54 protein-coding genes and 2 pseudogenes are annotated in these 25,129 nt (G+C 42.4%); 31 read left to right on the forward strand and 25 right to left on the reverse strand.

All coding sequences use genetic code 11. The features are described 5' to 3' along the window. The 3 genes and pseudogenes from MRT15_RS03835 to MRT15_RS03845 all read left to right on the forward strand — a co-directional run. A pseudogene (locus tag MRT15_RS03835) lies at positions 1 to 228 on the forward strand (hypothetical protein); the annotation flags it as partial. Positions 229 to 383: 155 nt separating this feature from the next. Beyond that, a complete protein-coding gene (locus MRT15_RS03840; RefSeq protein WP_304328091.1) occupies positions 384 to 1,283 on the forward strand; it encodes a hypothetical protein in 900 nt (299 codons plus the stop codon). Continuing rightward, a complete protein-coding gene (locus MRT15_RS03845; RefSeq protein ID WP_304328093.1) occupies positions 1,283 to 1,585 on the forward strand; it encodes a hypothetical protein in 303 nt (100 codons plus the stop codon). Before MRT15_RS03840 ends, MRT15_RS03845 begins: the two co-directional genes overlap by 1 nt. 6 nt (positions 1,586 to 1,591) lie before the next feature. On the opposite strand, the gene MRT15_RS03850 is transcribed toward MRT15_RS03845, so the two are convergent. The 17 genes from MRT15_RS03850 to MRT15_RS03930 all read right to left on the reverse strand — a co-directional run bounded on the left by MRT15_RS03850 (position 1,592) and on the right by MRT15_RS03930 (position 9,790). Next, on the reverse strand, positions 1,592 to 1,783 hold the full coding sequence (locus MRT15_RS03850) for a ribbon-helix-helix protein, CopG family (RefSeq protein ID WP_304328095.1): 192 nt from the start codon (positions 1,781 to 1,783) through the stop codon (positions 1,592 to 1,594). A gap of 337 nt (positions 1,784 to 2,120) precedes the next feature. Next, positions 2,121 to 2,306 carry a hypothetical protein gene (locus MRT15_RS03855; RefSeq protein ID WP_304328096.1) on the reverse strand — a complete coding sequence of 62 codons (186 nt, stop codon included), beginning with the start codon at positions 2,304 to 2,306 and terminating at the stop codon, positions 2,121 to 2,123. A gap of 32 nt (positions 2,307 to 2,338) precedes the next feature. After that, positions 2,339 to 2,590: a hypothetical protein gene (locus MRT15_RS03860; RefSeq protein WP_304328098.1), complete on the reverse strand. Its 252-nt coding sequence runs from the start codon at positions 2,588 to 2,590 to the stop codon at positions 2,339 to 2,341. Next, entirely contained in the window at positions 2,583 to 2,816 is a 234-nt protein-coding gene (locus MRT15_RS03865) for a hypothetical protein (RefSeq protein WP_304328100.1), read from the reverse strand. The genes MRT15_RS03860 and MRT15_RS03865 overlap by 8 nt, the downstream gene beginning before the upstream one ends. 102 nt (positions 2,817 to 2,918) lie before the next feature. Further along, on the reverse strand, positions 2,919 to 3,398 hold the full coding sequence (locus MRT15_RS03870) for a hypothetical protein (RefSeq protein ID WP_304328102.1): 480 nt from the start codon (positions 3,396 to 3,398) through the stop codon (positions 2,919 to 2,921). 3 nt (positions 3,399 to 3,401) lie between these two features. Continuing rightward, positions 3,402 to 3,650, reverse strand: coding sequence for a hypothetical protein (locus tag MRT15_RS03875; RefSeq protein WP_304328103.1), 249 nt, complete (start codon positions 3,648 to 3,650; stop codon positions 3,402 to 3,404). A 16-nt stretch (positions 3,651 to 3,666) separates the two neighbouring features. Further along, a complete protein-coding gene (locus MRT15_RS03880; protein WP_304328105.1) occupies positions 3,667 to 3,816 on the reverse strand; it encodes a hypothetical protein in 150 nt (49 codons plus the stop codon). A gap of 85 nt (positions 3,817 to 3,901) precedes the next feature. Beyond that, positions 3,902 to 4,684 (reverse strand): hypothetical protein, encoded by a 783-nt coding sequence (locus MRT15_RS03885; protein ID WP_304328107.1) that lies wholly within the window; start codon positions 4,682 to 4,684, stop codon positions 3,902 to 3,904. Further along, a complete protein-coding gene (locus MRT15_RS03890; protein WP_304328109.1) occupies positions 4,668 to 4,823 on the reverse strand; it encodes a hypothetical protein in 156 nt (51 codons plus the stop codon). The genes MRT15_RS03885 and MRT15_RS03890 overlap by 17 nt, the downstream gene beginning before the upstream one ends. Then, complete coding sequence (locus MRT15_RS03895; RefSeq protein ID WP_304328111.1) at positions 4,820 to 5,473, reverse strand: hypothetical protein; 654 nt, start codon at positions 5,471 to 5,473, stop codon at positions 4,820 to 4,822. The genes MRT15_RS03890 and MRT15_RS03895 overlap by 4 nt, the downstream gene beginning before the upstream one ends. Further along, positions 5,474 to 6,778 carry a hypothetical protein gene (locus MRT15_RS03900; protein WP_304328113.1) on the reverse strand — a complete coding sequence of 435 codons (1,305 nt, stop codon included), beginning with the start codon at positions 6,776 to 6,778 and terminating at the stop codon, positions 5,474 to 5,476. Further along, positions 6,771 to 7,307: a hypothetical protein gene (locus MRT15_RS03905; RefSeq protein ID WP_304328115.1), complete on the reverse strand. Its 537-nt coding sequence runs from the start codon at positions 7,305 to 7,307 to the stop codon at positions 6,771 to 6,773. Before MRT15_RS03905 ends, MRT15_RS03900 begins: the two co-directional genes overlap by 8 nt. 5 nt (positions 7,308 to 7,312) lie before the next feature. Then, positions 7,313 to 7,444, reverse strand: a complete 132-nt coding sequence (locus MRT15_RS03910; RefSeq protein ID WP_304328117.1) for a hypothetical protein — start codon at positions 7,442 to 7,444, stop codon at positions 7,313 to 7,315. Beyond that, on the reverse strand, positions 7,441 to 7,824 hold the full coding sequence (locus MRT15_RS03915) for a hypothetical protein (RefSeq protein ID WP_304328119.1): 384 nt from the start codon (positions 7,822 to 7,824) through the stop codon (positions 7,441 to 7,443). The genes MRT15_RS03910 and MRT15_RS03915 overlap by 4 nt, the downstream gene beginning before the upstream one ends. Further along, positions 7,824 to 8,603: a hypothetical protein gene (locus MRT15_RS03920; protein ID WP_304328121.1), complete on the reverse strand. Its 780-nt coding sequence runs from the start codon at positions 8,601 to 8,603 to the stop codon at positions 7,824 to 7,826. Before MRT15_RS03920 ends, MRT15_RS03915 begins: the two co-directional genes overlap by 1 nt. Positions 8,604 to 8,702: 99 nt before the next feature. After that, the gene (locus MRT15_RS03925) at positions 8,703 to 9,020 is read right to left on the reverse strand and encodes a hypothetical protein (protein ID WP_304328123.1); all 318 of its coding nucleotides are present in this window, start codon (positions 9,018 to 9,020) and stop codon (positions 8,703 to 8,705) included. A gap of 14 nt (positions 9,021 to 9,034) precedes the next feature. Further along, positions 9,035 to 9,790 carry a hypothetical protein gene (locus MRT15_RS03930; protein WP_304328125.1) on the reverse strand — a complete coding sequence of 252 codons (756 nt, stop codon included), beginning with the start codon at positions 9,788 to 9,790 and terminating at the stop codon, positions 9,035 to 9,037. 75 nt (positions 9,791 to 9,865) lie between these two features. On the opposite strand from MRT15_RS03930, the gene MRT15_RS03935 reads away from it, so the two are divergent. Continuing rightward, positions 9,866 to 10,048: a hypothetical protein gene (locus tag MRT15_RS03935; protein ID WP_304328127.1), complete on the forward strand. Its 183-nt coding sequence runs from the start codon at positions 9,866 to 9,868 to the stop codon at positions 10,046 to 10,048. Here the strand turns inward: MRT15_RS03935 and MRT15_RS03940 are convergent. Next, the gene (locus MRT15_RS03940) at positions 10,045 to 10,590 is read right to left on the reverse strand and encodes a hypothetical protein (RefSeq protein WP_304328129.1); all 546 of its coding nucleotides are present in this window, start codon (positions 10,588 to 10,590) and stop codon (positions 10,045 to 10,047) included. The two genes, MRT15_RS03935 and MRT15_RS03940, sit on opposite strands and share 4 nt — an antisense overlap. 27 nt (positions 10,591 to 10,617) lie before the next feature. Then, a complete protein-coding gene (locus MRT15_RS03945; protein WP_304328131.1) occupies positions 10,618 to 10,899 on the reverse strand; it encodes a hypothetical protein in 282 nt (93 codons plus the stop codon). 70 nt (positions 10,900 to 10,969) lie between these two features. Here MRT15_RS03945 and MRT15_RS03950 point away from each other — a divergent pair, with 70 nt between their 5' ends. The 15 genes from MRT15_RS03950 (at position 10,970) to MRT15_RS04020 (ending at position 19,810) form a co-directional block, all read left to right on the forward strand. Next, complete coding sequence (locus tag MRT15_RS03950) at positions 10,970 to 11,290, forward strand: hypothetical protein (RefSeq protein ID WP_304328133.1); 321 nt, start codon at positions 10,970 to 10,972, stop codon at positions 11,288 to 11,290. Further along, positions 11,265 to 11,648, forward strand: a complete 384-nt coding sequence (locus MRT15_RS03955; RefSeq protein WP_304328135.1) for a hypothetical protein — start codon at positions 11,265 to 11,267, stop codon at positions 11,646 to 11,648. Before MRT15_RS03950 ends, MRT15_RS03955 begins: the two co-directional genes overlap by 26 nt. A 1-nt stretch (position 11,649) precedes the next feature. Beyond that, positions 11,650 to 12,636 carry a hypothetical protein gene (locus MRT15_RS03960; RefSeq protein WP_304328136.1) on the forward strand — a complete coding sequence of 329 codons (987 nt, stop codon included), beginning with the start codon at positions 11,650 to 11,652 and terminating at the stop codon, positions 12,634 to 12,636. A gap of 239 nt (positions 12,637 to 12,875) precedes the next feature. After that, positions 12,876 to 13,703, forward strand: coding sequence for a hypothetical protein (locus MRT15_RS03965; protein WP_304328138.1), 828 nt, complete (start codon positions 12,876 to 12,878; stop codon positions 13,701 to 13,703). A gap of 4 nt (positions 13,704 to 13,707) precedes the next feature. Then, positions 13,708 to 14,181, forward strand: coding sequence for a hypothetical protein (locus MRT15_RS03970; RefSeq protein WP_304328140.1), 474 nt, complete (start codon positions 13,708 to 13,710; stop codon positions 14,179 to 14,181). Then, the gene (locus MRT15_RS03975; RefSeq protein ID WP_304328142.1) at positions 14,162 to 14,386 is read left to right on the forward strand and encodes a hypothetical protein; all 225 of its coding nucleotides are present in this window, start codon (positions 14,162 to 14,164) and stop codon (positions 14,384 to 14,386) included. The genes MRT15_RS03970 and MRT15_RS03975 overlap by 20 nt, the downstream gene beginning before the upstream one ends. Further along, positions 14,368 to 14,655, forward strand: a complete 288-nt coding sequence (locus MRT15_RS03980; RefSeq protein WP_304328144.1) for a hypothetical protein — start codon at positions 14,368 to 14,370, stop codon at positions 14,653 to 14,655. The genes MRT15_RS03975 and MRT15_RS03980 overlap by 19 nt, the downstream gene beginning before the upstream one ends. Positions 14,656 to 14,676: 21 nt before the next feature. Then, a complete protein-coding gene (locus tag MRT15_RS03985) occupies positions 14,677 to 15,447 on the forward strand; it encodes an Ig-like domain-containing protein (protein ID WP_304328146.1) in 771 nt (256 codons plus the stop codon). A 1-nt stretch (position 15,448) separates the two neighbouring features. Next, positions 15,449 to 15,601 (forward strand): hypothetical protein, encoded by a 153-nt coding sequence (locus MRT15_RS03990; protein WP_304328148.1) that lies wholly within the window; start codon positions 15,449 to 15,451, stop codon positions 15,599 to 15,601. Next, positions 15,602 to 16,042 carry a hypothetical protein gene (locus MRT15_RS03995; RefSeq protein WP_304328149.1) on the forward strand — a complete coding sequence of 147 codons (441 nt, stop codon included), beginning with the start codon at positions 15,602 to 15,604 and terminating at the stop codon, positions 16,040 to 16,042. It abuts the gene before it with no gap. Next, the gene (locus tag MRT15_RS04000; RefSeq protein ID WP_304328151.1) at positions 16,032 to 16,421 is read left to right on the forward strand and encodes a hypothetical protein; all 390 of its coding nucleotides are present in this window, start codon (positions 16,032 to 16,034) and stop codon (positions 16,419 to 16,421) included. The genes MRT15_RS03995 and MRT15_RS04000 overlap by 11 nt, the downstream gene beginning before the upstream one ends. After that, positions 16,421 to 18,292, forward strand: a complete 1,872-nt coding sequence (locus tag MRT15_RS04005; RefSeq protein ID WP_304328153.1) for an LAGLIDADG family homing endonuclease — start codon at positions 16,421 to 16,423, stop codon at positions 18,290 to 18,292. The genes MRT15_RS04000 and MRT15_RS04005 overlap by 1 nt, the downstream gene beginning before the upstream one ends. Continuing rightward, entirely contained in the window at positions 18,289 to 18,735 is a 447-nt protein-coding gene (locus tag MRT15_RS04010) for an Ig-like domain-containing protein (protein WP_304328155.1), read from the forward strand. The genes MRT15_RS04005 and MRT15_RS04010 overlap by 4 nt, the downstream gene beginning before the upstream one ends. Further along, positions 18,736 to 19,158: a hypothetical protein gene (locus tag MRT15_RS04015; protein WP_304328157.1), complete on the forward strand. Its 423-nt coding sequence runs from the start codon at positions 18,736 to 18,738 to the stop codon at positions 19,156 to 19,158. Then, a complete protein-coding gene (locus MRT15_RS04020) occupies positions 19,148 to 19,810 on the forward strand; it encodes a glycosyltransferase family A protein (RefSeq protein ID WP_304328159.1) in 663 nt (220 codons plus the stop codon). The genes MRT15_RS04015 and MRT15_RS04020 overlap by 11 nt, the downstream gene beginning before the upstream one ends. 36 nt (positions 19,811 to 19,846) lie before the next feature. Here MRT15_RS04020 and MRT15_RS04025 read toward each other — a convergent pair whose 3' ends face one another. The 6 genes and pseudogenes from MRT15_RS04025 to MRT15_RS04050 all read right to left on the reverse strand — a co-directional run bounded on the left by MRT15_RS04025 (position 19,847) and on the right by MRT15_RS04050 (position 21,433). Beyond that, positions 19,847 to 20,011, reverse strand: coding sequence for a hypothetical protein (locus MRT15_RS04025; RefSeq protein ID WP_304328161.1), 165 nt, complete (start codon positions 20,009 to 20,011; stop codon positions 19,847 to 19,849). Positions 20,012 to 20,032: 21 nt separating this feature from the next. Then, positions 20,033 to 20,137 (reverse strand): annotated as a pseudogene (locus MRT15_RS04030) (IS1 family transposase); the annotation flags it as partial. A 54-nt stretch (positions 20,138 to 20,191) separates the two neighbouring features. Continuing rightward, complete coding sequence (locus MRT15_RS04035; protein WP_304328163.1) at positions 20,192 to 20,419, reverse strand: hypothetical protein; 228 nt, start codon at positions 20,417 to 20,419, stop codon at positions 20,192 to 20,194. A gap of 11 nt (positions 20,420 to 20,430) precedes the next feature. Then, entirely contained in the window at positions 20,431 to 20,826 is a 396-nt protein-coding gene (locus tag MRT15_RS04040; protein ID WP_304328164.1) for a hypothetical protein, read from the reverse strand. 63 nt (positions 20,827 to 20,889) lie between these two features. Then, positions 20,890 to 21,141, reverse strand: a complete 252-nt coding sequence (locus MRT15_RS04045; protein ID WP_304328166.1) for a hypothetical protein — start codon at positions 21,139 to 21,141, stop codon at positions 20,890 to 20,892. Between the two features lie 7 nt (positions 21,142 to 21,148). Then, positions 21,149 to 21,433, reverse strand: coding sequence for a hypothetical protein (locus MRT15_RS04050; protein ID WP_304328168.1), 285 nt, complete (start codon positions 21,431 to 21,433; stop codon positions 21,149 to 21,151). A 104-nt stretch (positions 21,434 to 21,537) separates the two neighbouring features. Between MRT15_RS04050 and MRT15_RS04055 the strand changes: the two genes are divergently transcribed. From MRT15_RS04055 to MRT15_RS04110, 12 genes are all read left to right on the forward strand, one after another. After that, complete coding sequence (locus tag MRT15_RS04055; protein ID WP_304328170.1) at positions 21,538 to 21,714, forward strand: hypothetical protein; 177 nt, start codon at positions 21,538 to 21,540, stop codon at positions 21,712 to 21,714. A 2-nt stretch (positions 21,715 to 21,716) separates the two neighbouring features. Beyond that, positions 21,717 to 21,890 (forward strand): hypothetical protein, encoded by a 174-nt coding sequence (locus tag MRT15_RS04060; protein WP_304328171.1) that lies wholly within the window; start codon positions 21,717 to 21,719, stop codon positions 21,888 to 21,890. Next, a complete protein-coding gene (locus tag MRT15_RS04065) occupies positions 21,847 to 22,065 on the forward strand; it encodes a hypothetical protein (protein ID WP_304328173.1) in 219 nt (72 codons plus the stop codon). Before MRT15_RS04060 ends, MRT15_RS04065 begins: the two co-directional genes overlap by 44 nt. A gap of 3 nt (positions 22,066 to 22,068) precedes the next feature. Further along, positions 22,069 to 22,419, forward strand: a complete 351-nt coding sequence (locus tag MRT15_RS04070) for a hypothetical protein (protein WP_304328175.1) — start codon at positions 22,069 to 22,071, stop codon at positions 22,417 to 22,419. After that, on the forward strand, positions 22,416 to 23,042 hold the full coding sequence (locus MRT15_RS04075; protein ID WP_304328177.1) for a hypothetical protein: 627 nt from the start codon (positions 22,416 to 22,418) through the stop codon (positions 23,040 to 23,042). Before MRT15_RS04070 ends, MRT15_RS04075 begins: the two co-directional genes overlap by 4 nt. Before the next feature lie 18 nt (positions 23,043 to 23,060). Next, a complete protein-coding gene (locus MRT15_RS04080; protein WP_304328179.1) occupies positions 23,061 to 23,297 on the forward strand; it encodes a hypothetical protein in 237 nt (78 codons plus the stop codon). Continuing rightward, positions 23,281 to 23,496: a hypothetical protein gene (locus tag MRT15_RS04085; RefSeq protein WP_304328181.1), complete on the forward strand. Its 216-nt coding sequence runs from the start codon at positions 23,281 to 23,283 to the stop codon at positions 23,494 to 23,496. Before MRT15_RS04080 ends, MRT15_RS04085 begins: the two co-directional genes overlap by 17 nt. Beyond that, positions 23,497 to 23,709, forward strand: a complete 213-nt coding sequence (locus tag MRT15_RS04090) for a hypothetical protein (protein WP_304328183.1) — start codon at positions 23,497 to 23,499, stop codon at positions 23,707 to 23,709. Beyond that, positions 23,693 to 24,064: a hypothetical protein gene (locus tag MRT15_RS04095; protein ID WP_304328185.1), complete on the forward strand. Its 372-nt coding sequence runs from the start codon at positions 23,693 to 23,695 to the stop codon at positions 24,062 to 24,064. The genes MRT15_RS04090 and MRT15_RS04095 overlap by 17 nt, the downstream gene beginning before the upstream one ends. Further along, the gene (locus MRT15_RS04100; RefSeq protein WP_304328187.1) at positions 24,061 to 24,222 is read left to right on the forward strand and encodes a hypothetical protein; all 162 of its coding nucleotides are present in this window, start codon (positions 24,061 to 24,063) and stop codon (positions 24,220 to 24,222) included. Before MRT15_RS04095 ends, MRT15_RS04100 begins: the two co-directional genes overlap by 4 nt. A gap of 23 nt (positions 24,223 to 24,245) precedes the next feature. Then, positions 24,246 to 24,485, forward strand: a complete 240-nt coding sequence (locus MRT15_RS04105; protein ID WP_304328189.1) for a hypothetical protein — start codon at positions 24,246 to 24,248, stop codon at positions 24,483 to 24,485. A 13-nt stretch (positions 24,486 to 24,498) separates the two neighbouring features. Further along, a partial coding sequence (locus MRT15_RS04110; RefSeq protein ID WP_304328191.1) for a hypothetical protein occupies positions 24,499 to 25,129 on the forward strand: 631 nt, incomplete at its 3' end.

The raw sequence follows: 25,129 nt of genomic DNA on the forward strand, positions 1-25,129 counted from the left end.
TGCAAGTATGCGAGGAAGATCTTCCCTAGATCGTGGATTCATGCATTCGGCTTAACCCTCAAAGCCCTACCCCACGTTAAACGGTACATTGACAGTTGGGATTCCACTGCATGGACTTTCCCAAGAACTCCTGGGAGGTGGAGTTGCAAAAGCATGGATGAAGCTGTAAGATACTTCAAGGAGTATCTCAGCAGGGTTTCACAGATACTATCTGCATCTAACCCCTAACCCTTAACTCTCAACTGCACAGCTCATCATTTAATCAGCAACAACCCATTCATCACTGTGAATTTTGAGTGTTTACTTGAAAATTTTTGAGGATAAAGTTTATTTGTTTTCTTCATCCCAAATATTGGTCAGAAAAAGTGGAGGTGATGATGGTCATGTTGAGTTACTGTTTGAACTCAGATATAAGCTTTTCTGATTTCAAGTCCACTGGGAATGCGAAGCATAATAAGTTCATGGTGAGGCTTGAGGAGAAGGTTTATGGGGGGAAGATGAAGGTTTGGGACTACGATTATGATAACTGTTGGACGGTTCACCTTCTACCGACAATTGAATGTGGGGGGGAAAGGCAGCATCACATGATCGTAGCTAAATTCGTGCCTGAATTGGGTTTTGACAATGTCAAGGGAATTGTCGAGGAAACCGTGAAGCAGGTCCTTGGAAGGGAGAGTAATAGGCGGGTTCCATGTGACAGTAGGACGCTGATAATATATGCATGGAAGCCAACTCAAGCACAGAGGGTGAGGGTTAAAGAGCTTGGCGTAAAAGGGTGGCTTAGGCCATTTAAAATTGAAGGATGGTTCGTTGAGCCAGTCATATTCAGAGGAGGGGAAGATGAGGAGGAAGTTGAGAAGAGGATTTTCAACGTGTTATCCAGGATGCTGGCCAGGCTCTATGGAGCTAGACTTTTCAGAATATTGGAAAGCATGAATATAAACCCGAAATTATATGATTATAAGCCAGGGAAGATACTTGAATCTCTATATACAGGAGTACTATCTGTATATAGAGAGAATCTGAAATGCTTCATTGAGAGGACCTGTAAATTGATTTTGGAGTGCAAATCAATAATAGGTGAACTTGTTAGGAAGGCTAAGGCTAAGGAACTGGTTAGAGAGGCAGTTGAAACTGTTTCAAATGCCTCCAGGACGATCGTTGAGGAAGCTTCAAAACTCATTGTCTCAAGGATGCCAATAATTGTTTCCAGGATATGTGAGGACCATAAATTAACGTTGAGGGAGAAATACATTTTGGAGCGTGAATATAAGGTTGTATGATGCCTAAAAGGCTGAGGAAGAAGCTTACATTCCACGTTCCAGAAGGGGAAAAGAGGTTTGCATGGAGATTCCTCAACGAAAACTTTAGGGATGAGGATGGGAAGCCTAAATACTTCGATTACCTCTCAGTTAAAGAAGGCTTTGGAATTGTGACAGTCACAATCTACAAGAAGGATCCAGTTGAATACACTCTATTCAAGCTATACCCGAAATGGTATATGAAGCCCAACGTCATTAAAGGGTTAATATTCCAACAATGGCGTAAAATTAGGCGTGAAAGGGGATTCTACGGATACACTTAAGCGGACCTAAACCTTTTCCGGAATTCCAAGTGCCTTCCTCTGTTCTTCGGGTAGGAAGCCTAAAATTGCAAGCTCCTTAAGTATTGCTCTGCGAACGAAGTCGCTAACATCCTCCCCACGAGCTTCACATATGGATTTAACTTTGAGGTATAAGTCCTCCGAGACTCGTACACCAATGACTTTAACCTTGTTTGACATTTTTTCACACCATAAAACTCATGAATGCAATTACAAATAAATTTTTCGAAATGTTTGCTGGGCAAACTTTACATTAAATTTATATGCATGATCATGTAAATTTACCCCACCCTTCCTTCCACCATTTCCGGAAATAGGAGATTGGGGGGTGGGGTAATATAGTGGACTGAACCTTGAGTTTAGGTCCTCCAAACGATACATTTATATTGCACGATCAAACCACTATTTCCACTGGAGGAGGACCTGAACCTACGGGTTATGTTTGAGGATAGTTTGCCTGGATGCATTGGCTTTATGGTAGGGCAATTAAGCCTAATGGCCCATGTGCAATTTGCATTTACTCCACATTATGCCTAGCAGTTGCTAGGGCTAATAGCATTCCAACAAGTAATAGCAAGACCAGAATTATGAAGACTGCTACAACCTCGACAATGTAGCGTGCAATTTCAACTAAGCCTAGAAATGGAAGCTTAGCTAGTGAGATTGCAAATAGGACTACTATTGCAATTAGCGATGTGAACATCAATGTCCAACCGAATATTTGGATTTTATTCTTCATGTTTGGGTTGAAGTTTCAGTTTTACGTTGGAATATCACTTTATCTTTTAAGCCAAGTCTATCTATTAATCCCTCAATGAATTGTATTGCTTCATCAACGGTTATTTTCCTATCGCTCCAAGCCTTCTCCCAATAGTCCAAGGTCCATGAAATTATGTCACGTCGCTGCCACAAGATATAGGCGTAATGCACGATCACACCTATAATTGCCCCAAGTATTCCTATGGCTGCATATAACCATTCATTCATGTTTTCCACCTCTCATGTTTGTTTCTGTTCTTGGTTGGATTAAAGCTTTTTTCAATTCTTCAAGGGTTTCCATGATCGTGGTTAATGCATTGGTGTAGTCTTCATAGGTCCTCAATAGGTGGGCTATTACGTCGCTCATCGACTTGTATTTCAATGTATTCTTCAATTCTTCAAGTTCCCCATATACCTCCATATTAACAGTTATGTTCACATATCCCTTCGGCATAATTTATCCATAAATTCATGTATGAAGAATCCTATATAAATATTTCCATATACGGGAATATACATATATGAATTTTCACATATAAAAAATCATATGTGAATTTTACGGTATATGCTTCTTTACATGTATGTAGAATAGTATTGTTAGTGAAGTGTATAGGCATATTGGATATATTACTCCGCTTACAATTATGAGTAGGTCTGCATTTATTATTCCCGCTCCATATAGCATTTCGAAAAATGCGTATATCGTTTGGTGGATTATGTAGTTTCTCAATGCATATTTCTCAGCTTCATCCGTCTCCCAATCCAGGAATAGGTATAGACCCGTGAATATCAGTGCAACTGTTAAGCCTCCTGAAACTCCAATTATCATTCCATCGTAGATGCTTTTTAAAGGCTGATTTGGATGGAAGTATCCGCCTGCAGGCGTATATGTCACATACCCATTATGGTAGCCTAAACAATATGCCGAGAGCCAGTGACCCCACTCATGAAGGCTTATTGAAGCTGGAAAAAGTATTAGGTTGAATATCACATAGTAGACTGCAATCTTCAAAAGATCATTTAAATTTGACTTCATTATTTACGCCTTTTTCGTCCTTTCAAGTAGGACTAGGATGCCCTCGTTTGCATTATTTATTTTCCTGTCTATTGCATCTAGCTTTTGGTTCATTATATGGTTTTGCTCTGAAAGTTGAGCCAATAATAGTATTGATATGATCCTATACTGCTCATCATCCTTCAATGTTTTAATTTTATCGTAAACCCTTATGATTTCCCTTCCAACTGTGGGTGCAATTGCAGAGATAACCTCTATGAGCCATGCATCCATGGATGTCACCAATAGTTTATTGTTTGATGGAAGTAATTAAATGTTTACTCCCTTGGAATCCAAGCTTCCTCCTAACATGTCTTGGCAATCTAAGTTTACTTGGCAACTCCAACTGTGTTTGAAATGCAGTTTCAACCCATTCCTTAACTTTAGATTGCAGTTTCAACCCATTCCTTAACTTTAGATTCAGTGAGCCATGAATCCATCATATGTCACCATCAATTTAATTGTATGTTGAAGGTAAATAAATGTTATGGGTAGATTTTGAAGTTGTCGAAGGCTTGACTGTAGGTTCTCGCTGTGCCTAAGCCTATAAGTCCCTCTTCATTCTCGTCAGTCATAGAAACTTTGAAGGGCTTGCCGTCTGCTATGAGGGTTAGGGTATGCATGTTTCCTCTGACTTCGCCAAGTATCTTAACCTTCGAACCTTTAGAGAACTTTACTCCAGTATCCAGTCCAGGCCAAGCTGGAGCACCATACCCTTTCCCAGCGACAACCTTGCCTATGATAACATAAATTTTGCCATCCGTACACCAGTGAGCTACGAAGTGTCTATAGTTGTCCGGGTCCCTGTAAGCGTACACTATGCTTGCATAGTTTGAAACCTTGGGGTCGAAGTCTATGAGCTCAACTTCAACTTCAGCTTTAAACTCCCTAGCCTTCACCCCAGTAAGCAAGGCACCAATCTGATATGCGCCAGCCCTTCCAGCAATCATCCTGCCAGATTTAACTGTGAAGTCGGCTGTAAGCCTATGTCCATAGGTGTCGTTTAAGGCTGCAGTAGTCCAGAATGGCTCTCCACTGCTCCCATCAGGGTAACTGAAGTCGTCATAGAATAGGAGCTTCCTGTCAACTGGATACAAATCGATTGCAGAGCCTATTAAGCCTATCACACTTTCAGGTTTACATGTAAAGATGTATGCTCCAACCGCTAAAGCTGGTCCAACAGCAAGTAGAAGTGAGGGCTCATAGTAGCTTGCAACAGTTCTCCCAGCATAAGGCCCATATTGAGGCTTCTCATTTATCCAAACCAATCTTCCTCACCAACCAATGTTTTATCACTTCATAAATATTAGTTTTCTCATATGCTGGGCAACCCTCACAATTTAAAGCCGAAGAATCAAGAGTCATCTCCGAATATTTGAGGCATTCATCATAATGCTTGCATCTCATAGTCTCTCAACCCTGAAGTGGTCGAACCTAGCATCGTAGTTGCGGACATTTCCCATTGCAACATAACCTCCCTCCGTTACATCGCTAGCTGAAAGGGTGAGGCTTGCACCAGTATCCAACCTTTTAACTATAAAAGTGTGCACTGAACCATCAGTATAGCCTGAAAACTCAAGTTCAGTTCCAAGGGGTGTTGCACCCCAAGGGGTGGTTCCAGTTGCAAGGCTCACCCATGTGCCTGCCACACGTTTTCCTATTGTAAAGTTGTTCGAAGCAACGGTTAGAGTTAGAACTGCTCTTCTAAAGTTGTTTATATCACGCCATGCATAGTCCAGTTCAAGGTAATTCAAAACACTTGGGTCGTTGTTTACTGGTTTAGCCCTCATGAAGAACCTTGCATATTTAACCATGCAGGGGAACACAGCATAAGAGATTTCATATACGCCAGCAGTTTGGCTTCCACTTTTCAGAGGATAACTTAAGCCTCCAATCCACTTCCAGGTTCCACCTACCTGGAGTACGGAGACTTTAAACATTCTCACGTCGCTCAAGCACCTGAAGTCCGTCTCGTAGAGCACACTCCACTTCGGTTCGCTCAGAGGCAAAGCCTGAGGAAGCCCGATTGAAACCTCTGGTCTAGCGAAGGTAGGCATCTACTCGAGCACCGCCCAAGCTGAAACTGTGGCTGAAGCCGATGGCACGAATCTTAGGCGCATAAGCCTAGCCCCGTAGGTGGTTGAGTAGGGTGTTAAAGTGTTCGCTGAAACCGATAAGCTGTCTATGTCCGCATAAGCTCCAGCAACCTCATTATAGGCCTGAATGTATAGCGTTCCACTCTGGTTGCTTATAATGTAGAAGGTCTTTTTATCCACATAAGCGGTTAGGAAGCCTGGCGTTGTGGAACCGTTAATTGTATCTGTTACGCTCTCGTTCATCCAGAGCCTAAGTGGAGTGAATGGCACTAGCTTATCGAGTCTCGGTGCAACCTTGTAAACCATATCAGAACCATAATCGCTTATTAGAAGGTTACCGTCTGGAGTCCTGTGGCAGTAGCCTACATCCTTCAGTATAGGCAGTCCTCGAGTAAGGGAGACAGCCTTGTTGCCGAACAGTACACCAAATGTGGACTCCAAAGTTTCAGACTTCACGTAGGCGACTACTGCACCTATAGCTGGGTCTGTTAATAGAACCTGCCTGTCAGCCCACATGTCTACACACTCAAGACTTCCTCTCGAATATCTGTATGTGGCGAAGACCTGTGTGCCGTCTGGGTTGAAGTTGTAGAAGTAGCCTGTGCTGAAGTCCACGACAAGAATGTGCCTGTAATGGTAGAAGTCAGTTGTATCCTTCACTTCACTGCTCTGAATTTTATGAGCGTAGGTTGGGAGTTGGAAGGCTGGTGTACCAGTTAAGTCAAGTATCTTCGCCTTACTCGGATACGCCACCTCGAAGACGTGAGGATATTGTGAACCTTCACCGAAGACTACCGTGTTCTCCTCAGTGAACTGTACGCTTGTAGGATAAATGTTTGCCACACCAAGGTCAGCTCCAGTAAGAGTCCAGACAATCTGTTTGCTTGGAGTAACCTCTATTATCCTATAGTTGTCTCCGTCAGCTATCAGTGTATCACCATTAGGCATCCTGACAGCCGAATATGGATTGTTAAGCTGGTTAGCTCCAGAGCCAGGGACACCCGTAGTCCCATACTGCCAAACAATCTCCTTAGTATATGGGTTAACTTCTATCACACGGTGGTTAAGCATGTCCGTTATAAGCCAGTTGCCGTTTGAAAGCTCGAAAGCATCTCTTGGGCCATTAAGCCCATTTAAACCACTCCTATCTGGAACGCCTATGCCATAGTAGGCTAGCAGCCTTGCACCGTTCGGGAGAAGCTCGAACTCCCTCAGCTTCTCAGCCAATGCATCCTTAACTTCATTTATGGGTTGAAATCTAGTCACCGAGCTTCACCCCTAAAGCATATTTCTCAGCTTCCTCCAAAGTTTTAAATTTCCCGAATAGGCTGTAGAAGTATATAAATCCCCTTGCAAACCTCAGGAAGTCTTCATAATCCCTCTTGCTATACTCGAATATCCATATTGAAACATCCATTATCGCTGTTACATCGCTAGTCCTATTCACAAACCTAATCTCGAATGGATTCTCCTTAGTGGCTGGCGTAATATGTGGATATACTATTCCAATCAAAGATTCAACAAGTGGATCCCAATGCAATTTCATCCCCATCCCCCTATGCCAGAATCCAATTTCATCCGTATATAATACTTCGCCTGTAGCATAATTTCTAGGTTTACCAAACGTCACTGCAAATATCAATTGAACCTTATCCTCCTCCTCAGGATACCATAGCAATGTAACGTCGAGCTGCGGTGGAATAATGTAGTATGCTGTCACATGATAGAATTGACATTTCCCAAGAAACCAGCAATAAATGTTTGGGAATGGAACTTCGACAGGTCCACTGCTCACAATTTTCACTCCCTAACAATAACTTTAACCTTATCCTCAGGTTTAATCCTAAATTTAGCGTCACATTTACCCATAATTATCACAAGCTTCCCCTGCTTCAATGCCTCCTCAACTTCCCTGTCAACCTTCACGCTCATTCGAACTCCACTCCCAACTCAATATATGCCTTCACAGCCGATGGCTGACTCCAAATGATTTGGAATGCTTCAGTTCCATTTATGCTTCTAAGTATTACTGGTCTACGCTTATCATACTCCAATTCACCCTTCGCTGAAAGCTTCTCAGCTTCAACGTTAACCCAAATTGGAGATGAAGCTGTAACATCCCTAGTGTACTGTAATGTGAATAGTGTTTCCCCTTCACCGCTAATCTTCTTGAACCAAATCTTCGCAGCCATCCCCTTCGGCATTCTAATGTATGTTACGGTTGAGTAGAATACATCGCTGTATAGTGGCACAGTTCCAGTTGTACTCGTCCCATCAGTTTCCCCACGTATCAAGAGTAGTTCCCCAGGCATTATAGCTTCACCTCCCTTAAAAGCTGATCATATTTAGCTATTGCCTCATTCTTCTGGTCTAACCTGTATAGTGGGAATCCCGTTACACCGTAAACGTCGATTAGGCTACTCCTGACGGTTGGATCCATGTAGCTCATTGGCAATGTTATCCAGTGGCTTGGAATTTTGCGGGTTAAAATGTCGAATATCAATGCAGAGTTCCTTGGAATCTCAACAATGTATTCGCCATAAATGAACCTTACATTCGTAATTAAAGCTATGTTTGTATCATTCCCATACCTATATCCATAGCGGATTTTAGGTATATGCACGATCTCCATGAACCCCCTTGTGAAGCCGAAATCCTTGTCAACGCCCACTGTAACCCTCTCCTTCTGGAATCTACCCTGAGTTACACCTACAGGTATCTGCACATCCATCCTAAGGAATGCAGGCGTAACATACTGCAATACATGGAATAACCTGTCACGGCAATCCTCAGGAATATACCACATGTCACCCTTATCATAAACGTCCAACGTAGTGCTGAACTCCAAACCATCCTTAACATAGCTCCTTGCAGGCATAACTCCACTGGCTGGGACGGATACGCTTCCACCCTCATATGTAGGCAAAGTGGATCCAGCAACTAGTGGAAGTGGACCATAATTCAAAACCTCATACCCCCTGTTAACCCTACTCTTAACCCTAAACACAAGAGCCTCAGCAGTTGCTGGAATATAGAGAGTCAAAAAATTATTCTCCAAAACTAATCCAAGCTCATCTGTAACTTTATCCAATACCCCCTCACCGAGAATACTTTGGGGGATGTAATATTTAAAGTTTCAGCTCACCAATGACTAATATAAAATTGAATGAAAAAAATGTGGGGATTGTTTTTAGACTCCTATCACTGTGATTTCAAGTATTAGTGCTGATATGTCTGTTCCTGCGGGAACTTCACTCCAAGATGCAGTGGTTGCAGTTACATCTATCCTGTAGACTGTGATCGTAATTGCATTCCCCGAGACAGTGTAATCCAATACGTGAACGTAGTTTGAAATTTTCAAGTTGACTCTTGGACGTATGATTGCTGCATCGATCCTATTCAGCTCCCCAAATCTAACTGTGAATCCACCCGTAGCATAGCTTGATGGACCTGAAACAATTGTTTGAGCAATCTTCCTACCATCAGTTGTCAACGCTATAACAGTCATTGCCATCACCCTCTTTAGCTAACCCACTTCAAGTCAGCTGCAAAGTCATGCTCATAGAATACTAAGCCCAACAGCTTAATCGTCGATGTTCCAGTGACTTTTGGCATTACACTCCACATTATACCCTTATCATAGAATATTGGCACAGCACCCAATGGCGTTGGATACTGGTATATTAGCCTGTTCTCCTCAATTCTCTCCTCAACTATTGGCGCTACAGTGTATATTCCATACTTTGTGAATCCCTCCGAAATCAATCTGAACTGCTCAATTTTAGGCGTGCTTCCAATCTCAATTATCCCATTATTGAACACCAATATTGCACTGTGAGCTCCAGTATCGCTACAAGTCCTATAATAGTTTGTTCCATCACCGAACAAGTATGCCTTTACCCCTGCAGTTAAAGATATATCCCAACTGTTAGTATTATAGCTCGTTGGAACTGTAGTCTTATACTTTATTGCCTGTGGAAACAGCCATGCAACACCTAAAGTTCCAGTTTGACTTGGAAAAGTGTAGCTCTTCTTTTCTGGGAGCATCTCCTTAAATATCCCTGCAACCTTCAATGCAATGCTAAGTTGAGGTTCAATGTCACCTGCAATTTTAGGTGAAATCCTCCTAATCTGATTTAAACCATACTTGAAAACCTTCTCTACAGCTGCCCTCTCATCACTTTCAAGTGGAGCGTATACTACGCTTTCACGGTCACCCATGAATACAGGTATCCCCTTCTCCAACTCCTCCTTAAACAGTTCCCTTGAAAGAGGCATATTTCCACCATGAATTGAAGCGTGAAATAAGCTTAAATAGTTTTCCAAAAAGTAATACATGTAATAGGTGAAAAAATGGAGAAAAAGAAGGGGAGGAAGAGGGATAGGCAAGTGCTATTGGAGATTTGGTGTAGCCCAGAGCTTAGGGATAGGTTCAAGACATTAACGGCTAAGTATAGGTTCAGGAGCTATGAGGCATTCCTCAAATGGCTACTTGATCACGCTGAATCCGAGTGGCTTCCAGAGAGAGTCTATTAATACAGCCTTTCAGGAGTTACCTCTTCACCCTTCGTTTCAGCTGATGGTGTTGGTGTAGGCATAGGCGTCTGTGAAGCTGGTGGAGGTGTAACTTTTTCAGTTAAACCGAACATTGCTTTAAGTTCAGATGGACTTTTAAGTATGCTTGCCAATGCAGCATTCCAGTCTCCACGTTGAATTGCACTTATGAAGCTGTCTAAGCTCTCCCTAAACTGAACGGCTTCTTCAGGTGTAATGTTGATTATTCTGAGAAGTTCATGTGTGCCGAGAGCAAGTAATTCCCTCCTAAGCCTCAATGGGACATCTTTACCCCAAATTGCATATCCATCAGCTATTAATCCAGTTGCGAATTGTATTGTCTTGTTTAGGAAGCCTTTAGTGAATAGGTTTGCAATGAATTCAAGGGCGTTACCTATACCTTCACCGCCCACTTGAGCTGAATACTGGTCCACTGGAATCTTAGCTTGCTCTGCAAAATATTTGAGTGCTGGGTCAAGCCAGCCTGTAATGCTGAATTCGTTGATAGGTCTATTGTATGCCATTCACTTCACCCCTAAATGTCGCTGGATTTAGCCTAGCTTAGCAGCCACCAGCTCCCAACACCACTTCCTCATTAAATCTCCAGTTAACTTCTTGTGTTCAGCGAACTTCCCCTTCAACCTAATCATCTTATATTTCTTGGCAAGTATCCTCCATGCTTCGTGGCTTGCAACGCCTATTAAAACGTGGACTGTAGCCCAATCTACATGCACTATTCTTGGAACGTAGACTCTTGGAGTCTGCTTCCCAACCCCTAAAGCTTCAGTTGCACTCATAACTCTACCCAATTCTGGAGGTGCAGGATTGGACATGTTTTCACCAAGAACAATTATTTGCGGAAAACAAATATAAAGCTTTCCCCAAAATATTCTTGGTGAAATAATGGAGGTTTTAATGGAGAACGAGTTTGCAAGATTGATTGATGATGGGCAATTCTACATATTGGAGGATAAAACTCAGCTTCACAGGCAAATAGTAGTTCAGAAGTCAACTGAAACGTGGAAGAACATTTGGCTTGACTTGGCTGAAACCGAATCTGGAACACTAGTTGCAGTCAGATACTACTTCCCCAAAAACCAGTTCGAATATGCAGTTGCAAGAAACGCCTTCAACACTTTAACCTCAGCTAGAAGCAAGGAATTGAAGAGGCTAAAGGAATTGTATGGAGGTGTAGAAATTGAATTATGGAGAGGAGAAAGCTGAATGGGAGAAGAGATTAGAGGAATACTTGAAGCCAACAGATGAAATTGAGAGAATTGAAGGGGAACTTGAAGAGTACGGCGTAGAGCAAAGGAAACCTGAAAACAATCCTGGAAACCCAATAATACCCGCAGTTGATTGGAGGAGGCTTTCAAATATGGATATTTTGGGTAGCATTGAAGTTGCATTGAGGGTTTTGAGGGAGAGGAAGCTTACCGCAGAGGAGAAGAAGTATGCAGCTACAATTGCAAAGGACTTGATCGATATAGCTTCAGATCCACCTGAAGGAAACCCAGATAGGGAAGAGGCTGAAACGTGGGAGGAAGCTAAAAGGAAGTATTTGAAGTGGAGGGTTGAATAGTATGCATGAGGCAATTCCACCTGAAAAGCTTCCACCAGAAGTTAAAGCATTCGTTGAATTACTGCATTTAAATGTGGTTGATGAGCCAATTAAACTCCTACCGCCAGGATATAAGACGCCCGTATGGCTTATACCTGTGAAAGATGAAGCTACAGGTGAGACGATTGGGATTTTAAATGCATATCCACCATACGAGAGGGAGAGATATGCAATCAAGACTATAATTAATAAGCTTGGGAAACCAGTTACAGTTATAACTTTTAGGGAGGAGGCTGAAAGGGTGTCTGCACCGAAACCTCAGCCTAAAGAAGTTGAGGAGGCAATTAGAAAGGTTAAGGAGGAGGTTCCAGTTAAAATTGTGACTGCACCGATAGATTGGAAGTGGATGAGGGAATTGGTTGGAAGGTTGAAGGGTTGGTTGGAGAGCATGGAATATCAAGCCGAAGTCCGCAGCCCACTGGGAGTATACACGTATCTGAAGAGCATAAACGAGTTCCTAAGCGAAGCTAGGGAGAGGTTGCTGGCTGGAAGTGAAACGTTGAGAAAGCGTGAAGAGAAGGCTAAACCTCCAAAGAAAGTTCTAACGGAAGAGCAGTATGAGGAGATATGGAGGGAGTTCAGTGAAGCATTGAGGAAGGAGAGGATTGATCCTGAGAAGTATAGGGGGAGATTCGATGAGCTTATTGATTGGAGCATGCCATACGAAGACAATAAATTGATCGTGATGGATGAAGCTAGGAACATAATTATTGGACGTAAGCTTGCAAAATACTTCAAAGAGATACCGTTAAAGCCAATTTCATTCAGCTGGAAATACATTGACTGGGGATTGGGAAGCATGCGTGTAGACCTCATGGCATTGGAGGATGCAGTGAAAGCTGAGGATGCACTATCAACATACAATGCAATCTCAAGGCTCCTTGAAACTGCAGATAGGATGAAGTCAATACTAAAGATGACAAGGGAAGTTGGCGAGCTTGGAGGTTAACGATCAGCTTCATTTGTTTACATGTTTACACATGTACACTGGATCATGCCAAGCACATAACCATATGAATACACTTTTGAATACGTTTGCATTTGAATATCTGAATATGTATTCACTGAATATGTATTCAACTTTTTAGCCCTCATTATCCATGCATGACTTCAGCTTTTGTGGGAAACTTTTTAAATGTATGAGCAGTATATATGCTTGAAAACGTATTCTGAATATGGTGCATGAATATGGGTGAGGAGGCAAAGGTGAAAACAACCGTTGCTGAGAGGATAAATAAGTTCAAGGAGCTTATAAAGCAGGGGAAGAGTGTAAGGAAGGCTATGATGGAGAGCGGTCTACAGCCTAGAGATTACAAGAAGCATTATGATGAGATTTGGAGTGACCCTGAAATTGCAGCATTCAAGCCTCAGCCTAGAGTTAGAGTCAACCCACCTCAACAGCTTCAACAACAGAAGGAGACAAGTAAACCTGAAGATAAACCTGAGGACAAAAATGAGGAGAAGAAGGGGGAGGAGCCTAAGGGTTTAGAGGAATTGCTCAGCGAGGAGACATTGCCATTTGAGAAGGAGTATCTTGAATTGAAGAGGAGGGAGCAAGCTATGGTTGCAGCTGCATATAGGATTCTAAGCCAATATGGCGTTAAACCTCCAGGTTCAGGTCCACAGCCAACTCCACCCTCAACTCAGCCTCCACCTACAACTAGGAAGGAGGCAATTGAAGACTTCCTTGAAGCAGTTAAAGCCTATGAGGAGAAGCGTGAAAAGGTTAAGGAAGCATTGGAGAAGATGGGGTTCAAATTGGAGGATAAATATATGAGCCGTGAAGAGGTTGAAAGGCTAATTGAGGATGTGAAGAGGAAGACTGCTGAGGAAACTCTCGATGATAAGAGGATTGATGCAGTTCAAAAGATAATTAGCGATGCAATAGCCCAAGTCATAAGCCTATTTAAACCCGTAATAGAGAAGTATTTTGGAGCATCATTGGAGGCTGGGATAGGTGGAGCAACTCAGCAGGCTGGCCAAACTCAGCGTGAACTTAAGCCTCAAAGTACTTGAAGGAATGCTTGAAGGCCTAATAAAGGGGATACTTGAATGCTTCGGACCTGAAAGGCTGAGCATGTTCATAGAGAACGATTGGAACATACTTGACTCAGTCTACTATGGATTATACCGCCCACCAATAGAGGCATATGTGAAGATGAGTAGGGAGGAAGCATTAAGGCTTGAGGGCTTCAGACGGAACCTTGCAAAAACAGTTCTACCAATAATGGGATTTGCAAGGACTATTACAAGCAGATTCCCAGCTGAAGCCGTTGAAAATAAGATTACAGGTGAATGGCTTCTAAGCAAATGCGAGAAGAAATTCCCAAAACTTGCAGAAGTAATAAATAGGCATGGAGAGAAGGGGAGAATTTGGCTGGAGAGGCAAGCTGAGCAGATAAGGGATTACCTGCTTGGAAGAATAGTCTACGATCCAAGGAAAATGAAGTTCGTGAAAGTGGAGGAGTTGAAGCATGCCGAAAAGGAAGGGTGAAATACCATACACGAAATCGGAGATCAATGCAATTATAGATAGCCTACTTCATCCATGGATTGATAGGTATCCATGGCTAATATCCGTGGACAGCCTGCTCCATGCACTAAACGAAGGGAATCCTGAAGAATCATTAAGGAAATTCATGAAATACAATCTGCCAAAAGTTTTGGAGGAGATTGCTAAATGGCTGAGGCAAACGTGAATGAGCAAATTCCAAAATGGCTTCAAGAATTAATTGCAAATTCAAGTGGTGAAATTGCAGGGTTAATTGGAAGCATAATAGCCATAGCTACAGGTGCAGGTTTAATGCTTGATGATTACAAGGATTTCGGGCTTGATGGAACTGAACGTGACCCTCCAATGCCTCATCACTGGCTTCTGGGTTCAATTGTCCTTATAGGTGGAGTTATGGGTGCATGTGCAAGTGGACTTTCAATTTTGAAGAAGCTTAAAGAATTTAAGTTTAAATGAGCAAACTATATTTTGATTGTTATGCCATATAATTCCGCACAGGCAAGTATGAGTATAACTGTATTGAGCGTATCAGTTAAGCTCAGCATATCGCCAAATCCACCATGGAATGCAGGTCAAACAATAAATTTGGCTGCAACGGTAACTGCTGACGGGAAGGCTGCAGCTAATAGGGAAGTTGCCTTCGTAATGGCTGTGGGGAGATATGAATTTGAAATTGGCTCAGCATTTACTGGCAGTGATGGGGTTGCAAGGCTAACTTACACTATTCCATGGCTGATTGATGGGGTTACAGTTCCATGCAACACTGTAAACTTCTATGCCATAGACACATTCAGCGGAGTAGCAAGCAACACCGTGAGTGGACAAGTTGCATATCCAACACGCATAAGCATTTCAGCTCCAAGCCAAGTGATCGTTGGGCAAAGCTTCACTGTCAGCGGTAAACTTGAATATCAAAGTAGCAGTACAGCTTGGAGTGGACTTTCAGGTAAAACTGTAAGCATATACTATAATTCAACGAAGCTTGCAGACGTCACAACCGATAGTGGTGGAAACTATAGTGCAACTGTAAGCATAGGGACAACTGGAACATACACTTTGAAGGCAGTATATGCAGGTGAAGGATTCGCATTTGCACCTGCAATTTCACTCCTAGGCTTAACTGTAGCTATACCTGAAACTGAAACAGTAATGAAAAACCTAACATACGTTCTAGCAGGAATACCATTCATAGCTGTCGCTGGAACAATAGCATACAATGAAATATTGAAGCATATGGGGAGGAGGTAGAATGCCATACAATCCAACTGAAGCCTCAACAACAATTCAAGTATCAACGCCAATAGAGCTTCCATGGTTGACAATAGCATTAATAGCTGGACTGGGAGGAATAATTACAATCACTGGAATAATATTGTATCAAGAGTTTGGGAGGGGGAGATAAATGAAGGTGAAAATTAAAGTTGAAAGCAATCCCACAACAGACACTTGGTGGAGATATCATGGATTAGCAGTGGATCAACCGCTCAATGAAGACTTCTGGGTAAGCCAACCAGAAAAGGTTATAGGGATGAGTCCACCGCAGCCATTCACATATGAAGCTGAATATGACCTATCACCTGGGAAGCATACTGTTGAATATGCAACTAGTGGTTATGTTCCAGATTATGCTTGGCATGCAAAGATATATGTGAACGATAAATTAGTCGCTGAGGGTGATGTTGGGAGGGCTAAGGAGAATCATTTGAAAGCCGAATTTACAGTTGAAGGTCCAACCATGCCTTCAATGGAGTGGATGCTGATATTGATAGCTGGAGTTGCAGGGGCAATATTATTAGGTGGGATAATAGCATACAATGAATTGGTGGTGAAACATGTCGGTTGAAGAGAAGATTAGAAGACTGGCAAGTTTCCTTCAGACAAACCCCGCATTTGCAAATGTTCCATTCATGATCGTTGCAGGTAAACCCATAACTCCATTGGAGGCTTTAACAATGCTTCAAACTGGCAGAAACGTTCAGGAGATAATGAGTGGACTGGCTAGATTGGGTTTAGATCCACAGTGGGAATTGGTTGAAGAGTTCTATAGACGCTTAGCAGCTGCTAGACCTGAACTGAAGATATATATGCTTCAAACATACGTTCCAGCAATGAGTCCAACTGAAGCATTACAGCATATTCAAGCAAGAGATGAGATTGGAAAGAAGCTACTTCAAATGTATTCAAACCTGCTGAGCTTCATGAGGGCTAGGGTTGACTGGTAATGCCAAACCTAAACGTAGCCACAATCACACGTCCAAACTTCGAATTAGCCACATATCTAGGCTCATTGGCATTGAAGCATTCAATAGACTACATGCGTGGAAGAGGATTAACAGTAGACGATCTAGCTGGAAACAATGCAGTGAGGACGAAGGTTTTGGAAAGCCTAAACAGAAATGACAGTGTATTTTTCACTGGAGTAGGCCATGGAAACTGTTATTCCGAAGATACTGAAATTCTAACTGAGAATGGTTGGAAGAGGTTCTATGAATTGGAAGTTGGGGAGAAGGTTGCCACTCTAAACCCGCAGACAGGGGAACTTGAATATCAAACTCCAATCAGATACTACAAGTTTAGGTATAAGGGGAAAATGCTCCACATAAATGGAAGGAGAGTCGATTTGCTCGTCACCCCAAACCACAAGCTCTACGTCAGCTGGCTTGGGAAGTCTGGAAGGGGGTGGCTTCCATTCAGATTCATAGAAGCAAAGGACGTTGGGAAAAGTGGGCTGAGCAGAGATCCAGATACTGGCAAATTCATTCCCACGGGGACGACCACCGGTAATTGTTTGAAGTTCAAGAGGGGAGCAAAATGGAACTGTGAAGCTGTGGAAGTATTCAAATTACCCTCAGTTGAAGCTAACCATAAGGTACCCCATCATGGAAGGCTGGACGAGTATACAAAAACGATTCCATGCAGGGAAGTGAAAATTGAAAATTGGCTTAGGTTCTTCGGAATATGGTTGGCAGAAGGGTCAGCATCCCTAGGTGACAGGAAGGGTGTATACATAATATCGATAACCCAGAATGATGATGAAAAGCGGAAGAAGATTAAGGAATGGGTAGATAGAGTGGGAAAGCAAGTTGGATTTAAAGCATGGGAGGAAGCTTCAAATGAAAAATCGAAATGCATTAAATTCAAGAACAAGCAAATATATGAATACTTGAAGCAGTTTGGACATGCAAAGGATAAATTCATACCAAAGGAAATCAAAATGCTACCACCCCATCTTCTAAGGATCCTGCTTGAAGCAATGATTCTCGGCGACGGATACGTAAACAAAAGAGGAGAAATACTGTACTACACAGCTTCAAAGAGGCTTGCAGACGACGTTCAAGAGATAGCGATGAAAATTGGGATGGGTGCAACAATACGTAGAGGCAAAGATGGCGTTTACGTAGTAGGCATATCGGATGATGAAGTCTGCGTTACAAAGAGAAGCATGAAATGGGTTGACTACGATGGCTACGTCTACTGCGTGGAAGTACCCAACCACATAATCTACGTCAGGAGAAATGGGAAGGCTTGCTGGTGCGGAAATTCAACAACCTTTACAGGTCAAAACTATAATTATATTTGGTGGGTTTGCGATTGCAGGGAGTTGAGGGGTAGAGTTGTATATCTGCTTTCATGCTTGACAGGTCAGCAGCTTGGTCCAGATATGGTTAGGAATAAGGGGGCATGGTGCTATATTGGCTATAGGGTTGAGTTTGCATGGGTTCAAGCCGACTACGTGGATCCATTAAGTGATAGGTATGGCAAGTCATTCTTCGAGCCAGTTTTGGAGATAATTAATAGGCTTGCGGATGGATATACTACTGGAGCAGCATACAAATCCAGCATTGACAAGTGGAACTATTGGATTAACTATTGGAGTGGAAGTAGGGATCCAGTTGCACCGCTAGTATTGCAACTTTTGCTTTGGGATAGGGATGGGCAGATACTCATAGGCGATGAGAATGCGAGGATAACTTTAATTCCATATCCATTAAGCTGGATTCCATCAATAGTGGGTGCAATTGCACCTATAGGTGCAGTGTTAGGTAGCATTGCAATGGAGGAGTTGAGGAAGAGTGGGGTGATAACTGTATGAGCAAACTTGCATTGCTAAGCACAAGGATAGTTGACTTCAAAGTAAACCCAACAAGGGTAGCCGTGGGCGAAACAGTAACTGTTACTGGAACATTGCAGTGGCATACTCCACTGCTATGCTTGTGGAATCCATTGGAGGGTGCGACTGTGGAGATAATTGCTGATACGGCGAAGCTCGGCGAAGTAACTACGGGTAGTGGTGGGGGATTCAGATTTATATGGACTCCTACAGCTGTGGGAACATACTATGTTAAGGCAAGGTTCCCAGGAGACTGGGTAACATATAATCCATGTGAAAGCCAAACAATAAAGGTTGAAGTAATAACGCCTGAGCAGAAGCAACAAGAGCAAATGTACTTCCTGGCAATGGTTGGAATTGGAGCTGCAGCCACAGTAACAATAATTGGATTGATACTATACTATACTTTGGGGAGGGGGAAATAGATGGCTTTGGCATTGGAGTTGAAGAGGGAAGCTGAAGCAGGTGGACCACTGGCAACATTGTATGGTCTAGGTGCAGGAATACTTGGATTCATAGGCGTAGGGATTCCGAAGGCAATTGTAGATGTAATTGCATGGCTAGCTGGATTCTTCGGTGCAGATACAAGGCCAATTAGACTTGGAAAGGGGGCATTAGACTTAATTCTAGGTGGAATAGTTGCATACGATGCCTACACGCAGAAGAGGGATGACTTCTGGAAAGCTGCAGAATGGACATTCAGCATACTAGAGCTTATAGCTGGAGGAGTAATAACAGCCTCAGCCCTAGCCGACTACATCAGTGGAGCTTTAGGTGAAGGCTCACTGGACCTTGAAACGGAGAAACGCATAGTAGAGTTCCTAACGGGAAAGAAATATGAGAAGTGAAGTTGCCGCAGTGATCGTGGACAATGGCGAGCCAAACCTGCCGAAATGCATTGAATCACTTAGAAGACAAACCATTCCAGTTAGGATCGTGGTAGCTTCAGGTCCTAAAACAGATATGCAGCTGGCCAGTAGATTAGCTGATAAAGTCTACCCGCCAATCCAAGGCATCGGCAGGGCTAGGGTAAATGCAATAATATGTGAAGATGCAGAATACATCATATCCTGCGATAGCGACACGATCTACAATGAACACTATGTTGAATATGCATTGGAGGACTTGAAATCGGGATTTAAAGCTGTAAAAGCTGGAGTGATACTTCCACTGGAATGGAATAATGGGTTGGGAATATTGGAATCGGCATGCTCACTAGCAATACCCTATGAATTTGCATTGGCATTCAGGAGAAGTGAAGCTTTGAAGGCTGGACTGGTTGAAGAGGCGAGGAAATGGAGTGACAATAGAATGGATGTAGGCTGGTTCATACTTACAAGGCTCAATCCAATACCGGACCCGAGAATGATATGCTACACTAGGTTCCCAACGTATGGGGCTAAATATATGAGTGAAAACTACCTCCCCTCAATAATTGGAGGGGCAATCCCAATAGTTACGGCTGCAGGTATAATTGGAGCTTCAACCCTCAAGCTCTAAAACCATTATGATATGCCAAATCATAAAGGGAAAAATTTAATGTTTGTATTGTGTTTGCCACTGCAATTGCTGAACCTTCACTTCCAGTAGGCTTACCCTTTTCTCAAGCTTCTCAATTGCCTCTCTCAACTGGTCGATTTCATCGAATATCTTGTCTATTGATAGGTCATGTAGCTTTACACGTGCCTCAAGATCCTTCATGTTTCACTTCACCTCTGCATAGAAGGTCCTTCCACATTCCTGGCATCTATACCTCTGTTTTTTCCCACTTCTGGTTGGAATGGACCCAAACCTAACGACATGTGTGCTTCCACAACTTGGACATTTAATTTCCATTCACATCACCACTCTTGGTGGTTGGGGGAGGAATAAAAAAGAGGTTTAGTTTGAGAGGAGTTTCTCCTTTATCTCTTTAGCAGCTGCATCTCCAATTTCTGCGTTGTTTGCTAGGACCCAGACGTATGTGCAATATTCTATGACTGCTCTCTTGTAATTGTTGAAGGTTTTCAGGAAGTTTTCGAAGTCAATTTTAGCGGTGGATCCATCGTCAAAGTGGATCGTGCAAACTCTCCCACCTTTTGAAAGTTCATATTTTACTGCCTTCCTCATTCCACATCACCTCATAGGTTTTGTAAGGCTCCTGGACATTTGTATCCCATGAATCGCTGGACCAGTGTTTCATAACCTTGGAGGGTAGCTGCAATGAAACTGTCATTCCAAAAACCATAATCTAGCCAATTTAGTAACGATTTCAGCTTCCACGGATTGTCTTCAGGATATTCATCTAGTGAAACAATGTAATAGTGTATATGACCAAATGGCTCTTCACAATGGCATGGGAATTTCTTGTATAGTAGCAGTTTGTTACCTTTCTTTACAAACCTTATTCCCCTATCCAAAAGCATCTCGTAGATATCCTTGTATTCTCTCACCCCCCAGTCCCCTGCTTCAGGTCCGCTGGAGGACCCGGACCTTTTATTGGGTGCAGGGGAACCCATTGAAGGTGTGGAGGACATTTTAATCCTCCTTTCCCACCAGCTTATGGCTGGTTGGGGGAGGAAACGAAAAAGAAAAATGGTTTATTGTGGTGTTATGTGTGGTATCCCAAGCAGTGGTAGGTTGCGTTTCTCAAGTTCCTGGCGGATCTCATCAAAACTACTTAGTTCGGCTACTTTTCTCTTGTTGTAGTATAGTGTTGCCGGACCAAATAATGCTATGCCATGCTTTGTGTAGGCAATACAGTAGGCTAACTTGTAGTGCTTAAACCGTACTGTTATGCTGCGTGGTGCAACGCCAACATCTTGAACGACAATCCAATAGTCATTTTGCATTTCCCAATCACCTTAAATATAGGTTTGTAATGATTTTTTCAATGAGCTTTGTTGTCTCCTCACTTAACCCAGTGTAGTAGCGGTTTGTAAGTGTTAATAGGATGCTGCTTGCAGCTGCCTTCCAACCCATATCGTAACCCACCTTCATGCCAAGCAAATAGGCTTCCACAGGCGTTTTTCCTTTGACAATATCTCCGAATAGTATTTCATCCATCCCCTTCCCAGCTTCAGCCCTGGGGGGTTCAGGGCTTTTATTGGGGGCTGGGAACCCCATATTGGTGTGGTTCTGCATTTTTCCACACACCAATAAATAAATACATAAACAAATATTTAAACTTTTTGCCAACATGAAAAACCTTTATATAATACCTTAACATAATATCAATATGATGTGCCATGTTAAAAGGGGTTGGGAAAATAGTTTGGGTTAAGGGGAAGAGGAGCTACTACATCCATGTTCCTGAGGAGGTTGCATTGGACAGTGCTTTCCCATTTAGGCGTGGCGAGAAAGTGCTTATTGAAATCGACTTGAAAAATAGAAGTCTAATCATAAGTCATTGGAGGGGTGAGTGAAAGTGGATAAGGATGATGTTGTAAGAGTTCCAAATGATGTTAAGGATGTTTTGATAATATTGCCCAATGGTGAAGTATTTCAGGTTAAAGCTGAAGATTTAAGGCTTTTCATAAAGAGGAGGGGGAGGAGAAGTGAAGGTTTGGATGGATTTAATGCATTTTATGGGTGGATATAAGCCTCACCCGAAAATTGATAGAATGCTAAGCATAGTTGAAGCTATGGAGGTAATTGAAAGGGAGAAATGCAGTTTAGAGTTGAAGAATGCACTTTTAGATGCACTCTTAAACAATGAAATTCAAGTTTGGCTTTGCTTTGATGGGAAAATACGATACCAGTATGTTGGGGGATGAGTTATGAGGGCTTTGAAGAGGGATGTTGAAGATGCAGTTAAATTGATAGTTGAGAGGGGACCTCAACTCTTCCATTCCAGAAAGGTGATAGATGGAGCTGTGGAGATAGTTAAAAGGTTTAGGGGGAGGTCGAGGAAATACCATTACAAGTCAATTGCAGCTGCTGCCCTATACATTTCTGGAATATTATGCGATGAGAAGAGGACTCAGAGGGAAATTGCAAGAATAATTGGATGTAGTGATGCAAGCCTTAGATATGTATATGTGAACATCGTCAAGGAGTTGAAGATCCCACTGCTAGACGAAAAATGGATCGAGGAACTTCTTAAATCTCAAGAGGGGATGGATGGGTGACCAACATCTTCAAACCGAAAGTCCACGTTGAACTTGAAAAGCTTTCAGAAGCTTTGAAGATTCCAAATGAAGTTTTCGAGATAGCGAAATCAGTAGCTTTGAAGATGGGGTATCACTATAGTGGAAAACTTGCAGAAGCCAATGCAATTGCATCACTATACTATGCATGTAGGGTGAAGATGATCCCCATAACATTGGAGGAAATAGTTGAGGAAATGTTCAAGTTGAAGCAACCCAAAAAGAGTTACATTGAAATCTCCAAATATGTTTCATGGATGATGAGGGAAACTAGAAGACAGTTCATCGAGATCACAGGGGTGTTCGGCAATGTCCCAAGAATGCCCCCATCACTCTTCATTCCAAAAATAGCTGAGAAAATTGGGTTACCAAATGAAATTGTGGAGAAAGCAATTGAGATTTCAGGGAAAGCCTACGAAATTGGCTTAGACCTTGCAAGAAACCCAATCAGCATAGTTGCAGCATCAATCTACATTGCATGTATATTATGCGGTGAACCGAGGAGGCAGAAGGATATTGCAGAAGCATCGAAGATCAATGAAGTGACATTGAGAAACAGATACAAGGAGTTGAATGCAAAATTGGATTTTGGAATTGAAGTGTAAATGGAGGGGGGATATGAAATGGTGAAACTTAAATACACGATCAAAGATAAAAGTGAACTTTTAAAGCTCAAGCCTGAAGTTTGGCGTGGAATAAAACGTTTCAGAATGCACATTATACATCCAAATGCATTGAAATTCGATTTCCTATTACATTTGCCAAGCCATAGGCTGAGGTCCGCTGCATGGAGCTTCATTGAACTATTGAATAGAATAATGCTTAGAGGGGGGAGGATCCTGGTTGAGTTTGAATTATAGTAAGCGTAGGAGGGATTTCTACATGGAACTATACATGATTTTCCTGCTCGTAGTCTACACTACACTTGCAGCTATAGTTACATGGCTCTATATAACGACATATAATGTTGATGCATTTGCCACAATAGCTTTAAACATATACAATGCATTGCTCGGAATACTATGGTGGACGTGGCTTGAGGCTAGGGGGGATTGCTAATTGAAGTTTGAGTTTACAAGTATACCGTGCCACGGCACGTTGACAGTGACATTTGTGGACCCAAGTAATGGTGACAGGATCGTTAAGAGGATCCCATGCCCTGGAGTTATGACTCCAGAAATACGTGAAATTGCAAATGGCATAATTGAAGTCCGATGGGTTTGCTCAAAATGCGGGTCCATTAAAGGGGCGATAATTGGTGGCGGCTTCTAACCCATATGTGAAGGTTAAAACGATCTATTCACCTCTAAACATGCTTGAAAGTCAAACCCACTATGGCATTATGGGAGCTGTAAGTGAAGTTAGAAAACGTAATGGTTGGGATTGGTGTATAGAAATATTCCTTGGAACAATATGGTATGCATGCAATGGAGACTTCAACAAGTTCATCAGGGAGCTAATTGCAACATGGCTTGAAGAATACCTCCACATGATCTACAGGTGGGAGAAGGGGAAAATATCTAGGGAGAAGGCTCCACTATCAGATAGATTCTATTCTGGAAGCCTATATGAGGAGAAGATCGTTGGATTATGGGTTAGAAAACTGCTTAGGGGGAGGCATAAATGAAATTGAAGGATACCGTTAAGGACCTTGCGAAGTGCATCGTATACAACGCTGCTGCAAGCCTAATATTCCCAATACTAATTGCAATTATACCAGTAGCATACCTTGCAGGCTGGATGAAGCGGAAGATTAGGAAGCATAAAAATATTTTTTCTCCATAAAATAATTTGGGGGAGGTGAGAAATTGGTTGAGATAATTGAGGATTGGAATATGCTTATGGAGCATGCAAGATACTGCCACATGATCGTCTACAAAATCAACAAATTACCTGAAGGAGTAAGGTTAAGGGTTCGTGTAGGAAGCTTCGGCTATGATAAAGTCCTAAGCGAAAAGGAAGCTAAAGAAAAGGAGGAATACTTGAAGCAGATTGGAGCAGTTAAGATCGTGGATTCAGTTGCAGACAGCATATTCTTCGTTGGGTAGGGTGCATGTTCAATTGGTTCGCTTCTACACTCTTCCACCCTCCGAGGTTTATTATCCATATTTATTTGTGACTTTTAGGCAGCGTAAAGAGTTGTTTAAGCGTAGGTTTGAGCATGCCATATTGGATAGCAATGTTGGTTTATTCTTCTTCCACATGAAGCTAAGCGATTATCCCCCAAAGTTTTTGGAGAGATATGTGGATGCTGCAAGGAGTATTAGTGAAATATTCGATGGGAGGATATTCATAACCATACCAGATTATCCAGCCGACTACTATGTTGATGGTAGGTTAACTCCATCGGCAGTGGATAATGTTGAGAGGACTTTGAGGAACATTGAGAGGTTCATTGGAATTGGTGGTGTAAACTGGCTTCCAGTAATACAGTCCAAGTATATGGATACATTCAGCTTCATAGATTCATGCAATAGGCTTAGGGGAATTGTGGGTGGAGACTACCCTCAAATAGCCATTGGAACAATATGCAAATGTAGAAATGTGAAGTGGATAACATATTGCTGCAAGTATGCGAGGAAGATCTTCCCTAGATCGTGGATTCATGCATTCGGCTTAACCCTCAAAGCCCTACCCCACGTTAAACGGTACATTGACAGTTGGGATTCCACTGCATGGACTTTCCCAAGAA

Origin of the sequence: Candidatus Culexarchaeum yellowstonense, assembly GCF_024707025.1 — an archaeon.
Lineage (GTDB): Archaea > Thermoproteota > Methanomethylicia > Culexarchaeales > Culexarchaeaceae > Culexarchaeum.